This is a genomic window from Streptomyces sp. NPDC058239 (assembly GCF_042882185.1).
GTDB lineage: Bacteria > Actinomycetota > Actinomycetes > Streptomycetales > Streptomycetaceae > Streptomyces.
The window spans coordinates 1-16,416 of sequence record NZ_JBHVWS010000086.1 but is presented as its reverse complement, the minus strand read 5'-3'; the positions used below and the strand labels follow the sequence as shown (position 1 = coordinate 16,416).

The 16,416-nt window shown below is 69.6% G+C and carries 11 protein-coding genes; 8 read left to right on the top strand and 3 right to left on the bottom strand.

The genetic code is table 11. The features are described 5' to 3' along the window. Positions 1-34: 34 nt before the first annotated feature. Together ACFVYE_RS44380 and ACFVYE_RS44375 are read left to right on the top strand one after the other, a co-directional pair. Positions 35-2,290 (top strand): family 20 glycosylhydrolase, encoded by a 2,256-nt coding sequence (locus ACFVYE_RS44380; RefSeq protein ID WP_383976544.1) that lies wholly within the window; start codon positions 35-37, stop codon positions 2,288-2,290. Between the two features lie 16 nt (positions 2,291-2,306). Continuing rightward, positions 2,307-4,547: an alpha-L-fucosidase gene (locus ACFVYE_RS44375; protein WP_383976528.1), complete on the top strand. Its 2,241-nt coding sequence runs from the start codon at positions 2,307-2,309 to the stop codon at positions 4,545-4,547. 116 nt (positions 4,548-4,663) lie between these two features. Here ACFVYE_RS44375 and ACFVYE_RS44370 read toward each other — a convergent pair whose 3' ends face one another. Continuing rightward, positions 4,664-6,415, bottom strand: coding sequence for a regulator (locus ACFVYE_RS44370; RefSeq protein WP_383978103.1), 1,752 nt, complete (start codon positions 6,413-6,415; stop codon positions 4,664-4,666). A gap of 263 nt (positions 6,416-6,678) precedes the next feature. On the opposite strand from ACFVYE_RS44370, the gene lipB reads away from it, so the two are divergent. The 4 genes from lipB to ACFVYE_RS44350 all read left to right on the top strand — a co-directional run bounded on the left by lipB (position 6,679) and on the right by ACFVYE_RS44350 (position 9,846). Beyond that, positions 6,679-7,491 carry a lipoyl(octanoyl) transferase LipB gene (gene lipB, locus ACFVYE_RS44365; RefSeq protein ID WP_383978106.1) on the top strand — a complete coding sequence of 271 codons (813 nt, stop codon included), beginning with the start codon at positions 6,679-6,681 and terminating at the stop codon, positions 7,489-7,491. Between the two features lie 132 nt (positions 7,492-7,623). Then, positions 7,624-8,589 (top strand): lipoyl synthase, encoded by a 966-nt coding sequence (gene lipA / locus ACFVYE_RS44360; protein WP_383978109.1) that lies wholly within the window; start codon positions 7,624-7,626, stop codon positions 8,587-8,589. 329 nt (positions 8,590-8,918) lie between these two features. Beyond that, the gene (locus tag ACFVYE_RS44355; RefSeq protein WP_114244165.1) at positions 8,919-9,119 is read left to right on the top strand and encodes a hypothetical protein; all 201 of its coding nucleotides are present in this window, start codon (positions 8,919-8,921) and stop codon (positions 9,117-9,119) included. Positions 9,120-9,138: 19 nt separating this feature from the next. Next, positions 9,139-9,846 (top strand): DUF4191 domain-containing protein, encoded by a 708-nt coding sequence (locus tag ACFVYE_RS44350; RefSeq protein ID WP_383978112.1) that lies wholly within the window; start codon positions 9,139-9,141, stop codon positions 9,844-9,846. 114 nt (positions 9,847-9,960) lie between these two features. Here the strand turns inward: ACFVYE_RS44350 and ACFVYE_RS44345 are convergent, their stop codons facing one another. Beyond that, positions 9,961-10,428 (bottom strand): RDD family protein, encoded by a 468-nt coding sequence (locus ACFVYE_RS44345; RefSeq protein WP_383978114.1) that lies wholly within the window; start codon positions 10,426-10,428, stop codon positions 9,961-9,963. 255 nt (positions 10,429-10,683) lie between these two features. On the opposite strand from ACFVYE_RS44345, the gene glnA reads away from it, so the two are divergent. After that, positions 10,684-12,093 (top strand): type I glutamate--ammonia ligase, encoded by a 1,410-nt coding sequence (gene glnA / locus ACFVYE_RS44340; RefSeq protein WP_383978117.1) that lies wholly within the window; start codon positions 10,684-10,686, stop codon positions 12,091-12,093. A gap of 265 nt (positions 12,094-12,358) precedes the next feature. On the opposite strand, the gene ACFVYE_RS44335 is transcribed toward glnA, so the two are convergent. Further along, positions 12,359-14,983: an MDR family MFS transporter gene (locus tag ACFVYE_RS44335; RefSeq protein WP_383979293.1), complete on the bottom strand. Its 2,625-nt coding sequence runs from the start codon at positions 14,981-14,983 to the stop codon at positions 12,359-12,361. A 472-nt stretch (positions 14,984-15,455) separates the two neighbouring features. Here ACFVYE_RS44335 and ACFVYE_RS44330 point away from each other — a divergent pair, with 472 nt between their 5' ends. Then, on the top strand, positions 15,456-16,235 hold the full coding sequence (locus tag ACFVYE_RS44330; protein WP_383979296.1) for a hypothetical protein: 780 nt from the start codon (positions 15,456-15,458) through the stop codon (positions 16,233-16,235). Positions 16,236-16,416: the final 181 nt, after the last annotated feature.

Genomic DNA, 16,416 nt, shown 5'->3' with positions numbered 1-16,416 from the left:
AACCGGACTTCAGGAGACCGTAGTGCGCCGAATCATGCCCGTTCTGCCGCTCCTCATCGCTCTAGTCATCGGATCTATCTCTCCCGTCGCGGTGGCAAACGAGCCTCCGGACGAACCCGCGTCGAACGCAAGCGCCCCAACGGCCGCCCCAGGGCCTCCCGTTGTTCCCAGACCGACCCGATGGACCGATGTCGGCGGCCACACACAGCTGTCGGCGAAGACCCGCATCCTGGTGGACCCCCGGTCCCGGACCAGGACCGCGCTCCCCGCCGGACGGGCCGAACTCCCGGGCCCCGCAAGGCAGTCCGTGCAGGACCTGGCCAAGCAGTTGCGTACGGAGGTGGCCCAGGTCAGCGGGGTCACCCCGACCGTCAGCAGCGACATCCGGCACGCGCGGACCGGCGACATCGTGCTGACGCTCACCGAGCACGGCGCACTCGGCGCGGAGGGCTATCGGTTCGAGAGCACGGACGCCGTCCGCATCGAAGCCGCCTCCACCCACGGCCTGTTCTACGGGACGCGCACGCTCCTGCAGCTGCTGCGCGCCGCCCCCGATCACCTGACCGTGCCGAAGGCCCGCTCCACCGACCGTCCCGCCCAGCCGGTCCGGATGACCATGCTCGACGCGGGCCGCAAGTACTGGCAGCCGGAGTACCTGGAGAAGCTGGTCCGCCGGATGGCCGACCAGAAGCTCAACACCCTGTTCCTGCAGTTCTCCGACTCCGAGGGCTTCCGCCTCTTCAGCCCGGAGTTCCCGGGACTCGCGGATCCCGCACACAGCTACGACCGCGCCGACATCGAGCGGCTGAAGCGCGTCGCCGCCCGCTATCACGTGCAGGTGATGCCCGGTATCGACGTGCCCGGACACGCGACCGTGATCACCGACGCCTTCAAAATCGGCTTCGGCGACGGCCCCGACCCGTGCACCCAGGCACACACCCACTCCCACCTGACGCCGAACTGGATGGTCGACCTCACCAGCGAGAAGGCGGTCGGGACGACCCGGCGGATCGTCGGCGAGTTCGCCGGCTGGTTCGACGCCCCGCTGTTCAGCATCGGCGCCGACGAGCTGCCCGGTCAGCTCGCCAACTGCCCCCGCGTCAAGAATTATCTCGCCGCCGACCCGGACACCAGCACCCTCGGTGACCTGCTGAACGGCTACATCAACACCCTCGACGACGTCGTCGCCGAGCACGGCAAGCGCACCGCGATCTACAACGGCTCCGAGCACCTCGCCGCACCCCAGCAGCAGGTCCACGCGTCCGTGGTGTTCCTGACCTGGGAAGGGACCGGCACCGAGCCCGTCATCCCCGGCCACGACGAGATCGCCATCGGGCCGTTCTACGACACGCCGAACAACTATCACCACACGTACCCCGACGAGCCCTGGATGTACGACTCCTGGGTGCCCAGCACCGCGCCCGATCTCCTCGGATCCGGCCTGATGAACTGGGCCGACTACAACTTCTGGGCCGACGACGGCTACTTCGAGCAGCAGATGGCCACCGCCCGCGCGATCATGGCGGACCGCTCCTGGAACGCCTCCGCCACCCCGGACACCGTGCAGGACTTCCGGACGCTGGTCGCCCGGCTCGGCGACCCACCCGGCCTGCGGCCCGACCCGGTGACACCCCGGGTCGACGACGGTCGCCCGAGCCACCACTGGACCTTCGACCAGGCCTCGTACCCGAACGGCTGGACGTGGGCCGGCAGCCCCGGCAACACGATCTTCGCCGAGGACACCGCGGGGAACCTGCCCGGCACCTCGTACATCATCAACAACCCCACTCCGGTCCCGGACGGGGTGCGCGGCCAGGCCTGGCGCTTCGACAGCGACCGCGACGGGGTGGGCTTCGGCGGCCTCGACCTGGCCGAACCCTGGACCGTCTCCGGCTGGGTCAGGACGACCGGCAGGACCAGTGACCAAGTGCTGCTCAGCTCGAAGGCCGGCGCGCTCAAACTCCAGCAGTGGGGCACCGGCAAGGTCGGCTTCACCCTTCCCCTCGCTATCGCTGGGGAGACCCCATCCGGCGCGGCCGACCACAGCTTCGACTACACCCTGCCGCTGAACCAGTGGGTCCAGCTGACCTGGGTCACCGAGCCGGGCCGCACCACCCTGTACGCGAACGGCGAGCGCGTCGGCACCATCGACGCGTCCATTCCGCTCCCGCTGCGCTCGATCGGCACCGAGAAGGCCGGGCTGCGCGGAGATCTCGACGAAATCACCACCTGGGACGAGGCATTGAGCCCCGAACAGGTCCGGGCCGACTACGCGCACTACGACCGCTGACCGGAAGGAACCCGCAGTGACCCGCACCCGTACCCGTACCAGACTCGTCGGAGCGACGGCCCTGGCGGCCCTCGCCGGCCTCCTGACCACCCCGGCCTCCGCCGCGCCCGAACCCCCGTCGAAGGACTACGAGCCGACGGTGGAATCCCTCAACAGCCACCCCACGCCGACATGGTTCAACGACGACAAATTCGGCATCTTCATCCACTGGGGAGCCTATTCGGTACCCGCCTGGGGCCCGCGTGGCAGCTACGCCGAGTGGTACTGGAACTACATGAACAGCAAGGGCAGCGCCACCAACACCCACCAGAAGGACACCTACGGCACGGCCGCGAACTACGACGACTTCATCGGCCGGTGGAAGGCCGAGAAGTACGACCCGGACGCCTGGGTGAAGCTGTTCAAGGACGCCGGTGCCAAATACTTCGTGCTGACCTCCAAGCACCATGAAGGCGTCGCACTGTTCGACAGCAAGGTCAGCGGCCGCGACACCGTGGACCTCGGCCCGAAGCGCGACCTGGCGGGCGACCTGTTCAAGGCGGCGCGCAAGGACACCAAGGGCGGGCAGCTGAAGGCGGGCTTCTACTACTCGTTGTACGAGTGGTACAACCCGTCGTACACCGGCAGCCCGGTCCGCAACCCGTACACCGGCGCCGAAGTCCCCTACACCGGCGCCCCGTCGGTCAAGGACTACGTCGGCGACTACATGGTGCCGCAACTGAACGAGCTGGTCGATCAGTACGATCCCGACATCATCTGGTGCGACGGGCAGTGGGACAAACCCGCCTCGTACTGGAAGACCGCGCCCGTGATCGCCGATTACTACAACCGCGCGAAGAACCGGGCGCACCCGAAGGAAGTCGCGGTCGCCAACCGCTGCAAGATCGAGACCGGTGCGCTGGACAGCAAGGAACTCGACTTCCAGACACCCGAGTACACGGTCAAGCCGGACATCGACCCGAACAAGTGGGAGGCGAGCCGGGGCATCGCGCACTCCTACGGCTACAACCAGAACGAGCCGGAGGAGGACCACCTCACCTCCGACCAGCTGATCGACTCGCTCACCGACATCGTCAGCAAGAACGGCAACCTGCTGCTCGACATCGGCCCGCGCGCCGACGGCACCATCCCCGAGATCCAGCAGCAGCGACTGCTCGACATCGGCGCCTGGCTGAAGATCAACGGCGAGGCGATCTACGGGACGACCTACTGGCACCACGCCGAGGAACCGTCCAGTGACGACAAGATCCGCTACACGGTGAAGGACGGCACGCTGTACGCGACCGCGCTGGAGTGGCCCGGCGCCGAACTCACCCTCGGCGGCGACACGCCCGTCGCCGCCGACTCCCGTATCACTCTGCTCGGTTCGGACGGCAGCGCACTGCCCTGGCACAAGGATTCCGCAGGCCGCGTGATCGTCGAGACGCCGAAGGACGGGGCGTCGGCCACCAGGAGCACGAGCGCGTACGTCTTCAAGGTCACCACCCCGGGCGTGAACACCCTCGTCCGTACGAGGACCGAACTGCCGAAGGAGCTCAACCCAGGACGCGCCGCCGACGGCACGCTGACCCTCACCAACACCGCCCGCAAGCGCGCGTCCGGGACCAGGATCGGGCTGTCCGGACCCGAGGGCTGGACCGTCACCCCGGCGGTCACCCGGGTGAACCCGCTGGCGCCGGGCGCGGACGCGAAGGTCCCGTTCACCCTGACACCGCCCGTTTCCGCGGCCCCCGGTACGTACACACTGGACATCACCCTGCGCCACGGCCGTCTCACGACCACCACGGCGGTCAAGGTCACGGTGGCCCTGGAGAACCTCGCCCGGAACAAGGCGGCCACCCAGAAGAGCACCGCGTGGGACGCCCCTGCTTCCCGTGCCGTCGACGGGAACACCGACGGCTCCTTCGGCTCGGGCTCGGTGACCCACACCGCGGAGCCCTCGTCGCAGGCATGGTGGCAGGTCGACCTGGGCGCCTCGAAGTCACTGTCCGCAGTCGACATCTGGAACCGCACCGACTGCTGCTCCGACCGGCTCAAGGACTTCTGGGTCCTGACCTCGGACACCCCGATCACGGCCGACGGACTCGATGACGCACGGACCGCACCCGGCGTGACGGCGGTGCATGTCACCGGCCAGGCCGGACGGCCGTCCACCGTGCAGCTCCCGGCGGGCACCTCCGGCAGGTACGTCCGCGTGCAGCTGGCGTCCGGCACCAACCCGCTGTCGCTGGCGGAGGTCGAGGTACGCGGGCACTGAGAGAGCCCTGCCGAACGGGTGGTGGCCCGGACCGATCGCTCCTGGTCCGGGCCACCACCCGTGCTGCCGCGCGGAAGAGTCACGCGGAGGAGTCACCCGTGATCACGCCGGAGAGATCACCCGAGGGCCGCGACCCGCTCGCGGTATCCCCGTACCGCGGCCGCGTCCCGGAACGGCTCCAGTCGTCGCTCGAAGTCCCGTACGTACTCCGTCGCCCGTACCGACCGCATCTCCGCCGCCTGCTGGGCGGCCTCGGCGCCGAGCACGCACGCCTGGTCGAGCTCACCGAGCCCGAGCCGCGCGGAGGCCAGCACCACCCGGCAGAACAGTCTGCTGCGGGCGTAGGCCGGGGCGCGCAGCTGGAGGGAGCGCTCGGCGTGCTGCGCCGCGGCCCGGTACTGCTGCAGATCCCGGTGGCAGTGGCCGAGCTCGTCGGCGAGCTGGGCCTCGTCGAAGTACTGCGCCCAGTGCGGCACCTCGTCCCCGGGGCGGGCGGACTCCAGCGCGCGTTCCGCCCGCGCCAGCGAGGCGGTGCAGAGCCTCGCCTCGCCGAGCACCCCGTGACCGCGCGCCTCCACGGCGTGCAGCAGGGCCTGGACGACGGGCGGCGCCGACGAACCGACGCCCTGCTGGGCGACGCGGGCCAGCTGTACGGCTTCCCTGCCGTGCCCGAGGTAGACCGCCTGCCGGCTCATGGTGATCAGGACGTAAGCGCCGTACGCGCGGTCCCCCGCGGCCTGGGCGAGCCGCAGCGCCTGGACGAAGTACCGCTGGGCCAGGCCGTGGGCCGCGATGTCGTACGAGGTCCAGCCCGCCAGCCGGGTCAGATCGGCGGCGGCGGAGAACAGCCGGCGCCCGGTGGCCTCCCCGTAGGTCCCGCGGAGCATCGGCTCCGTCTCATGCTCCAGGTACCGGACGAGGGCCTGCCGGGCGTGGCCGCCGCCGTAGGCGTTGTCGAGGGTACGGAAGAGTTCGCCGACCGACCGCAGGGCGGCGACATCACCGCTGCTGACCCGCTGGCCGGGGCCGCGGTCGCTCTGCCGTTGCCGGGGGACGCCGGGGGCGCCCGGCAGCCCTGTTCCCAGGGCGGCGGGAGCGGTCGAGGGTGCGGGGGACCCGGGTGGCGCGGACGGTCCGGAGGGCCGGGACGGTCCGGGCCCACGGGCCCCGCTGCGGCCGCCGACGCCGGACGCCCCCGTCACACCGTGCCCACTGCCGCCGGGCCAGTGGGACCCGTGCGACCCCTGCGCACCGATCCCGCGCGCCCCGCCGGGACCGCCGGACCGCGCCGAACCACCGGCCTCAGTGGCCCCTGCGGCCCCCGCAGCCCCAGAGGCCCCGACAGACCTGCCGAGCGCACCAGCCGCACGCGCGCCACCGGAGCCGCCCGGCACCGGGGGCGAGGACTCGCTCCCCCGTCCCACCCACTCGTCCGCCCGGCCGATCAGCCAGTCCCTGCTGGGGACGACGAGCCCGGCCGGGGTGAAGGCGATCTTGCGCAGCTCCGCATGGCTGCCCGAGTCCTTCCGCCACAGTCCGCTGACGATGTCGACCGCCTCGGCGGGCGTGGCCGCGAACTCCAGGCCCGCGTAGACAGGGGCACATGAGTCGAGGCCCAGGTCCTGCGCGGAGAGGCGGCGCCCGAGCCGGCGGGTGAAGACCTCGGCGATCAGCGCGGGGGTGGTTCCGCGCGGCTGCTGGCCGCGCAGCCAGCGGGTCACGGAGGTCTTGTCGTACCGCAGGTCGAGGCCGTGTTCCAGGCCGAGTTGGTCCACCCTGCGGGCGAGGCCGGCGTTGGAGAAGCCGGCCTCGGTGATGAGCGAGGCGAGTCGGCGGTTGGGGGTGCGCTGCGGAGGTCGTTCCGACATCAGCTGTACGGTCTCCTGCCTTCGGGGCCGGGCGGGCAGCCCTAATGGAACGGCGCGAATTTAGCGGCCTCGGCGGCGGTCGCCGCCACCTTCGCTTCACTTTCATCCGATCGTGTGAGGATTGGGGGTGGCGCTGACGGGAACGACCTGCTGGGCCATCGCCCGGAGTCCGGTCGTACAGTGGCTCGGGGCTGATTCAGTGCATAGTGGCGTGGCTCCGGGCACCCCCGGCTCCCGGCACCGCGAGTAGGGAGGCATCTGTCGTGACTGAGCTTCGGTTCGTCCGGCTGGGATTCGGCGAGGAAGCCGTCGACTACCAGGAGGCCTGGCAGAAGCAGCGCGAGGTGCACGCGGCCAGATTCGAGGACACCGTCCCGGACACCTGTCTGCTGCTGGAACACCCGCCCGTCTACACGGCGGGGCGGCGCACGACCGACAGTGAGCGCCCGCTGGACGGCACCCCGGTCATCGATGTGGACCGCGGCGGGAAGATCACCTGGCACGGTCCCGGACAGCTGGTCGGCTACCCGATCCAGAAGCTGCCCCGCCCGGTGGATGTCGTCGCACATGTCCGCCGACTGGAGGACGCGCTGATCCGTACCGCCGCCGAATTCGGTCTGGAGACCTCCCGGGTCGAGGGCCGCAGCGGGGTCTGGGTCCTCGGCGACCCGGTCGAGGACCGTCCGTCGATCGGCGGCCTCTCCCTCGACTTCGACCCGCGACTGCAGGACGAGGAGTTCGACCCGCGGCTGAACGGGCCCGAGTACGCCCCGTCCAACGCCGGGCAGCGCCGCGAGGACCGCAAGCTGGCCGCGATCGGCATCCGGGTGGCCAAGGGCGTGACCATGCACGGCTTCTCGCTCAATGTGAACCCGGACAACACCTGGTTCGACCGCATCGTGCCGTGCGGCATCCGGGACGCGGGCGTCACGTCACTCGCGTACGAACTGGGTCGCGACATCCGAATCGCGGACGTGCTCCCGGTCGTCGAGAAGCATCTCAAGGACGTGCTTGAGAACGCGCAGCTCGCCCCACGCACCATCGAGCGCCCGTCGGATGCCGTGGCCACGGCATGACAGCCTGGACACCCGGCGGGGAATAGGCCCTGCCGGCCACAGGTTGGCCAGACGTAAAGCCGTTTGAACCACGGGCGTACCCTGGTGTTCGCCGAAGAATCCAATGCAGTGAAAGCAAAGGGGAGTGCCGGAGTGTCCGCTGTCGCACCCGACGGGCGCAAGATGCTGCGCCTTGAGGTCCGGAACAGCCAGACCCCCATCGAGCGCAAGCCCGAGTGGATCAAAACCCGGGCGAAGATGGGCCCCGAGTACAACCAGCTGCAGAAGCTCGTGAAGAGCGAGGGTCTGCACACGGTGTGCCAGGAGGCCGGCTGCCCCAACATCTTCGAGTGCTGGGAGGACCGCGAGGCCACGTTCCTCATCGGCGGCGACCAGTGCACCCGGCGCTGTGACTTCTGCCAGATCGACACGGGCAAGCCGCAGGCGCTGGACCGGGACGAGCCCCGCAGGGTCGGCGAGTCCGTCGTCACGATGGACCTGAACTACGCCACCATCACCGGCGTCGCACGCGACGACCTGGAGGACGGCGGTGCCTGGCTGTACGCCGAGACCGTGCGCCAGATCCACGCGCTGACCGCGGAGCGGGAGGCCGGCCGCACCAAGGTCGAGCTGCTGATCCCCGACTTCAACGCGGTGCCCGAGCAGCTCGCCGAGGTCTTCTCCTCACGCCCCGAGGTGCTCGCCCACAACGTCGAGACGGTGCCGCGGATCTTCAAGCGGATCCGCCCCGGTTTCCGTTACGAGCGCTCCCTCGAGGTCATCACGCGGGCCCGCGAGGCCGGCCTGGTGACCAAGTCCAACCTGATCCTCGGCATGGGCGAGACCCGCGAGGAAGTCAGCGAGGCGCTCCAGGATCTGTACGACGCCGGGTGCGAGCTCATCACGATCACGCAGTACCTGCGGCCGTCCGTGCGCCACCACCCGGTCGAGCGCTGGGTGAAGCCGCAGGAGTTCGTGGAGCTGAAGGAGGAGGCCGACGAGATCGGCTACTCCGGCGTGATGTCCGGGCCGCTGGTCCGTTCCTCGTACCGCGCGGGCCGTCTCTTCCAGCAGGCGATCGAGCGGCGCGGCGCCGTCGCAGCGGCGCCCGCTGTGTGAATCCGAGCACAAGAAGCTACCGAGCGGTAATAGCTGATTCGACGCGGCCCATACGCTCCCCGCAGGTCGGGGGCGCGTATGGGCCGCGTCAGCGTGCGCTGCGCCCATATCAAGGTTTCATTGGTGTTTGACCGACCGGTCATGCGCTGGTAACACCGAGCAATGACGCTGGGTGCAACGGCGCAGCGACTCTGCGGGCCGCTGCCACCCCTGCTTCCCGCACCCAGCGCACTCCACCCACTTCGCGCAACACAGTCCCGGGCAGACCGGCCCGGGCAGCTGAGTCCACGCAACTCAGTCCGCACATCCGCTCCGAGGAGATTTCCACGATGCAGGCCGTGCCGGTACGCGCCACCGCCATCCCTTCCGTCACCGATGCTCTCCGTGCCGTCGAGTCGCTGCTGCTGAGCAGCGGCCAGCGCACCGCCCGCCGAAATGCCTGGACAGCCGTCCTGGAGGACCGGCGCCGGGCCAAGGACCGGGTCGAGACCGAGTACGTACTGGAGGCCGCGGCCGACCACCGTTCCTGAGCCACGTAAACTTCCGTACATGGCGAGGAAGGCAAACACTGAAGGCGCGGACAGCGCCGAGAACGCGGGGCGGCTCAAGCAGATCGCCCTGACCTACAAGATGACCCGGCGGACCGACTCCAAGATCGGTCTTGTCGTCGCGGGTGTGGGAATCGTCACCTTCGGTGTCCTCCTCGCGGTCGGTTTTCTGATCGACCACCCGATCTACCTGGGCATCCTGGGCTTCGTGCTGGCCCTCCTCGCGATGGCGATCGTCTTCGGACGGCGTGCCGAGCGCGCGGCCTTCGGGCAGATGGAGGGACAGCCGGGCGCTGCGGCGGCAGTGCTGGACCGGGTGGGCCGTGGCTGGACCACGACCCCTGCGGTCGCGATGAACCGCAGCCAGGACGTCGTCCACCGCGCCGTGGGCAAGGCGGGCATCGTTCTGGTCGGCGAGGGCAACCCGAACCGCGTGAAGCTGCTGCTCGCGGCCGAGAAGAAGAAGATGGCGCGCATCCTGGTCGACGTACCGGTGCACGACATCATCGTCGGCAACGACGAGGGCCAGGTGCCGCTCAAGAAGGTGCGCACCAAGATGCTGAAGCTGCCGCGCGTCCTGACCGGCCCGCAGGTGACAGCCGCCAATGACCGGCTGCGCGCGATGGGCGACCTGATGAGCAACATGCCGCTGCCCAAGGGCCCGATGCCGAAGGGCATGCGGATGCCGCGCGGCGGAAAGATGCGCTGACACTTCCGTCGTACATATCCGCTGTACGCACGGAGAGGGCGGGTTACGAACCGGTTCGGTTCGCAACCCGCCCTCTTCTCGTACCGTCTGCGGTATCCGGCTTCGGCCCAGGGCTCAGATACGGACCTGAACAGCACGGGCCAGCCGGTCGTGCAGGCCGCGGCCGTCGCGGTCCCAGACCAGGGCCGGAATCGCCAGGCACAGCAGCACACTCCGGACGATCGCCCGCCCGAATGTGAGACGGCCACCGTCCTCGGCGACGATCCTGATGCCCAGGAGACGCTTGCCGGGCGTGCAGCCGATGGTCCCGACGGTGAGCACACTCAGCACGAGAAAGACGCCGAGCGCCCAGTTCCCGGCCGTCTGCTGGTCACCGCGAGCGAACAGCCCGTATGCGATCACCATGCACAGGGCCCAGTCGATGAAGAGCGCACCGAAGCGCCGGCCGAGCGGCGCCACGGATCCCGGCCCGCGCTCGGGCAGACCGAGCCGCTTGCCCCGGTGGCCGAAGTCGGCCCCCATCTCCTCGGCGGCCGCGCGCGGCCCGGAGAGCCACGATCCGATTGCTTGCCTGTTGTCCACCCGACCACGGTACTGCGCCCGCCCGCGCGCCCTGCCGGGCGGGGGGCCGCTGCGGGCTCCCCGGCCGGCAGTGGCAGGGGCCCCGAACCGGCCACGAGGTGCCGCTCACACCCGGCCCGGTTAACTTCTGCGAAACAAATGGGTCATGCTTGAGAAATCCGGTCTGCCTATGGTCGGGTCCAGCGTGTGCCACCGCACTGGCCGCACCACGAGCTACAACCCCGTCCCTCCCGGGCCGGGAGTAGGAGGAGTTGGATGTTCCAGAACGCCGACGACGCGAAGAAGTACATCGCCGACGAAGACGTCAAGTTCATCGATGTCCGGTTCTGCGACCTGCCCGGTGTGATGCAGCACTTCACCATCCCGGCGGCAGTCTTCGACCCGACCGAGGAGCTCGCCTTCGACGGCTCGTCGATCCGCGGCTTCCAGGCCATCCACGAGTCCGACATGGCGCTGCGCGCGGACCTGTCGACCGCCCGCGTCGACCCGTTCCGCCGCGACAAGACCGTCAACATCAACTTCTTCATCCACGACCCGATCACGGGCGAGCAGTACAGCCGTGACCCGCGGAACGTGGCCAAGAAGGCCGAGGCGTACCTCACCTCCACCGGTATCGCCGACACCGCGTACTTCGGCCCCGAGGCCGAGTTCTACGTGTTCGACAACGTCCGCTTCCAGACCTCGGCGAACGAGTCCTTCTATCACATCGACTCCGAGGCCGGCGCCTGGAACACCGGGTCGGAAGAGAACAACCGCGGCTACAAGGTCCGCTACAAGGGCGGCTACTTCCCGGTCCCGCCGGTCGACCACTTCGCCGACCTGCGTGCCGAGATCTCCCTGGAGCTGGACAAGAACGGCCTCCAGGTCGAGCGCCAGCACCACGAGGTCGGCACCGCGGGCCAGGCCGAGATCAACTACAAGTTCAACACGCTGCTCGCCGCGGCCGACGACCTGATGCTCTTCAAGTACATCGTGAAGAACGTCGCCTGGCGCAACGGCAAGACCGCGACCTTCATGCCGAAGCCGATCTTCGGCGACAACGGCTCGGGCATGCACGTCCACCAGTCCCTGTGGGCCGGCGGCGACCCACTGTTCTACGACGAGCAGGGCTACGCGGGCCTCTCGGACATCGCCCGCTACTACATCGGCGGCATCCTCAAGCACGCCCCGTCGCTGCTGGCCTTCACCAACCCGACGGTGAACTCGTACCACCGCCTGGTCCCCGGCTTCGAGGCCCCGGTCAACATGGTGTACTCGCAGCGCAACCGCTCGGCCGCCATGCGTATCCCGATCACGGGCTCGAACCCGAAGGCCAAGCGCGTCGAGTTCCGCGCCCCGGACCCGTCGTCCAACCCGTACCTCGCCTTCTCCGCTCTGCTGATGGCCGGTCTCGACGGCATCAAGAACAAGATCGAGCCCGCCGAGCCGATCGACAAGGACCTGTACGAGCTGGCTCCCGAGGAGCACGCGAACGTCCAGCAGGTCCCGACCTCCCTCCCGGCCGTCCTGGAGGCGCTGGAGGCGGACAACGAGTACCTGCAGGCCGGCGGCGTCTTCACGTCCGACCTGATCGAGACGTGGATCGACTTCAAGCGCACCAACGAGATCGCCCCGATCCAGCTGCGCCCGCACCCGCACGAGTTCGAGCTGTACTTCGACCTCTAAGAACGTCACAGGTCAGAGCGGGTTTCCGCTCGCCTGGGCCGTCTCTGGGCCGTCGGCCGTGTTCTTCCAGCTTCGGAAGGCACGGCCGACGGCCATTTCCGTGGTGCGGCTCAGGCTGCCGACGGCGCCACCGGCCAGCCGCCCATGGGGCCTGTCCCGTCGAGTTCTGTAGCGGTCCGGACAGCTTGCCCCCACCGACGAGGAAATCCGCGAACTCCACGGAGCGCCGTCCGCGCTGCTCCCGCTGCCGCAAGGACGCGCAGGGTCAGCGGGTGTCCCGCTGGTCACGGACCGGGCCGGTGGACCTGACCAGCAGAGCCGCGGCCAGACCCGCGAGCAGCGTGATGCCGACCGACCACCACAGGGCGTCGGTACAGCCGGTCACCGTCGCCTTGTCGATCACATCCGCCAGCTGCGGCGGAACCCCCTGCGTGCTGATGAACCGGCCGCTCCCGGCCGCATTGGCCCAGGTCGACGGAAGCCCGGGTACAGCCTCCAGTCGGGCGGCGATGGCCGAGGTGAGGACGCTGCCGAGCAGCGCCGCGCCGAGCACCCCACCCACCTGGCCGGCCGTGCTGGTCACTGCCGAGCCCCCACCGGAGTCCGGCGCGGCGATGCCGGCCGTCGCGATGGAGAGGAGCGGCATCAGGGCCATGCCGAGGCCGAAGCCGGCGAGGAGCATACCGGGCAGGACCAGGGCGGTGTACTCGCTGTCGGGCTTGAGGAAGGTCAGCAGCAGCAGGCCGAGCGCGGTGAGCAGCAGGCCCGGCACGATCAGGTTGCGCGGCGATACGCGGTGCAGCAGGCGGGCGGAGACCTGGGTGGAGCCGATGACGATCGCGACGGCCGTGGGCAGCATGGCCGCCGCGGTGGCGATCGACGAGTAGCCGCGGACGTTCTCCAGGTACGCCATCAGGGTCGGGAAAAGGGCGAGCGTGCCGGCGCCGGCCAGGAACAGGGCGAGGAAGGAGCCGATGCGATTGCGGTCGTTGGTGATGTACGGCGGCAGAAGCGGGCCGGCTGCCCTGATCTGCCACCGCACGAAGGCCAGGAGCAGGACGACTCCGACCGCGAACAGGGCCAGCACCGGGAGGTCCGTCCAGCCGCGCGGGCCCGTCTCGTGGAAGCCGTGGACGATTGCGGCGATCCCGCCGGAGCCGAGCAGCAGGCCCGGCATGTCGAGGCGGCGGCGGGCGCGGAGCGGGCGGTCGTGCACCAGGGTGGCCGCACCGATCACTGCGATCAGGGCGAGGGGAACGTTGGCGTACAGGCACCAGCGCCAGCCCAGGTTCTCGAGCAGCCATCCGCCGGTGAGCAGGCCCAGCGTCGAGCCGCCGGCGGCGACGGCGACGTAGACCCCGAAAGCCCTGCCTCGCGCCTTCGGGTCGGTGAAGTTGGCCGCCACCAGGGCCAGTGCGGCCGGCGACAGCAGTGCGGCGAAGGCGCCCTGCAGGGCGCGGGCCCCGACCAGCGCGCCGGTGGTGGGAGCCGACCCGCCGATCGCGGCGGCCACCGCGAAGCCGGCCAGCCCGATGATCAACATCCGTTTGCGGCCCATCAGGTCCGCGAGATGCCCGCCGAGCAGCAGCAGCCCGCCAAAAGCCAGTTCATACGCGGTGAATATCGCGCTCAGATCGTCGCCGGGCATGTGCAGGTCGGCCATGATGGACGGCATCGCCAAGTACAGGGACGCCGCGTCGAGCAGCACGAACATCTGCACAAGTGCGACCACCCCCAGGCCCCACCAGCGCCTGGGGTTCGGGAGCCGAGAGTCCTGAAGGTGGGGCGGGGAAGGTGGTGTGGGCCAGGCGTGGGGGGCCACTCCCGGGGGTGGTCCGAACCCCTGCGGGGGGACGAGGTGATCCGGGGTCGTGGGCGAGTACGCAGGCGGCGGGGGCGGCGACGACTGCGGCGCCCCGGGCGGGATGCGCGGGTCCGCAGGGGGCACCGGCCCATCGGCGGGAGCGGCACCGGGCGCGCCGACGGCCGTCTCAGGCGCGTAGTCCAGCAACTGGGCCGCGTGACGGCCGAGTTGGGCCAGCACCGCGCCCGGCAGCCACTCCCCGTCCGTGTCCGCCGCCGTGCGGGCCGCGACCTGCTGGAGGGTGGGCCGCTTGGCCGGGTCTTTGTCGAGACACTCGCGTACGAGATCGAGCAGCGGCTCCGGTACGCCGGCCAGGTCCGCCTCCTCCTCGGCGATCCGGAAGAGGTGGGCGTTCAGCCCGGTCTCCGTGGCGCCGAAGAGCAGGCGTCCGGTGGCGGCGTGGACGAGGACGGCGCCCAGGCAGAACACGTCGCTGGCGGGGGTGAGTTCGAGGCCGCGCACCTGCTCGGGCGACATGAATCCGGGGGAGCCGATCAGCATGCCGGTGCGGGTGTGCAGGCTGTCCCCGGCGAGGGTGTCCATGGCCCGCGCGATACCGAAGTCGATCACGCGCGGCCCGTCCACCGTCACCAGCACATTGGACGGCTTGAGGTCCCGGTGGATCAGGCCCGCCTCGTGCACCGCCTGCAGGGCGAGGGCGAGGCGGTTGGCCAGCACCCTCACGGAGTTCTCGGGCAGCGGCCCGAAGTCCTTCGCCACCACGGTGGTCAGGTCGGGCCCCGGGATGTACTGGGTCGCCACCCAGGGCACCGCGGCCTCGGTGTCGGCGTCGAGCACGGCCGCCGTCCAGGAGCCGCCCACCCGCCGGGCGGCCGCCACCTCACGGGCGAAGCGCCTGCGGAACTCCGGGTGCTGTGCGTGCTCGTCCTGGACGACCTTGACCGCGACGGTCCGGCCGGCCTCGGAACGGCCCAGATAGACCAGGCCCATACCGCCGGCGCCCAGGCGGGCGATGAGGCGGTACGGGCCTATGTGCGTCGGGTCCGAGGGGATCAACTGGTCCACGGTGGAAAGGTAATCCACGGTGCGGTCCCCGGCACCGGATTCCGCCTACTTCGACGTCCAAGCGGCCGGGGCGGGCCTCGCCGGGCCCCCACAGCGGGCAGCGCCCGGCGTGGGCGCGTCCTGATGTGCCGGGCCGGTGCTCGCCGAACTCGGCCATGGCATCGAAGGTCGTGTCCTACGCCGGTGAACCCGAACTCCCGTGCATGGCAGCGATGTCGGGAAGCGCAGAGCGCGAACGCATCCCGTGCCATGGCTGATCGAGCGTCAGTCAATTTGATGGGGAAACAGAATTGACCGCCCCCAGTGGTCGAGGCCAGGCCATTCTTCCTGGGCGAGTAACGCATCACCCCCGAATTCGCAACCGCACGGGATGGACCTGACACTGCCACTCCTAGGATGAGCGGTCTCTTGTTGCACATCGGTCCCGATGCAACGCTTTCCCTTGCACGGACCCATCACAAAGGGGAATCTCATGCATGGAAAGAAGCGAATTCTCGCCCTGGTCGGCGTCCCGCTGGGTGCGTCACTCGCACTGGCACCAGCGATCTCCGCCGAGGCGCACGCCGCAACTCCTGTCAAGGTTGCAGCGTCGGGGGCCGCTTCGCTGCCTTCGATCGCTCCGACGGCCGCCTGTACGATCGCAGGAAAAGAAGGCAAATTTGAGGCCGTGACTGCAAACCTCAACGGTTTCACTCCTGGAAAAACCGTCCTCCTCGAAAGTGGGAAAGTGCCGATCGGCAGTGCCACTGCGCCTGCGGTTGCTGGAGCATTCTCCACGCCAGTAAGGATCGGGGCCAACGACGTCGTTACAGCCACGGAGGCGGATGGCGCGAACCAACTGACGTGCGTGAACAACGTCATACCAGCCGATACGACCGGCACAGGCACGGGCACAGGCACACCGGTTCCTCCGGGCACACCGGATGCGGCCACCGAGAGGATCCAGGCAGCCGCCGCCGGGGAGAACGACGGCGACGCAACGTGCAGGCAGAAGGTCGACAAGTTCAACAAGAATGCCGACAAGACCCCTGTCTTCCGGTTGGATTACAACGCCGCATTCAACAACGAGGTGGCAGCCACCGCTGGCTGCTCGGCAATGCTGGCGCAGCTTCGGTCGGGGGTCCCGGTTGGCCAAACCCAAACCCAGGAGCAAGCCGCGGGGCAGGAAAAGAAGCAGAACCAGGAACAGAAGCAGGAGCAGGTCAAGAAGCACGGGCAGAATGACCGCGGAGAAGGGCGAGGGAACCGCTGACTCAACCCCACATGAAGGGTCCGGCAGCTCGCTGCCGGACCCTTTGTGGTGTGGCCGGACCCAACGGGGCCCCGGGGGGCCCCCCCCCCCCGGCGCCCGCGCCCCCCGCCGCTAAGCAACGCCGGGCTGGTTTGGACCGGGGTGGGCCCCGCCGACGCCCCCCCGCCCGGGGCCGCCGCGG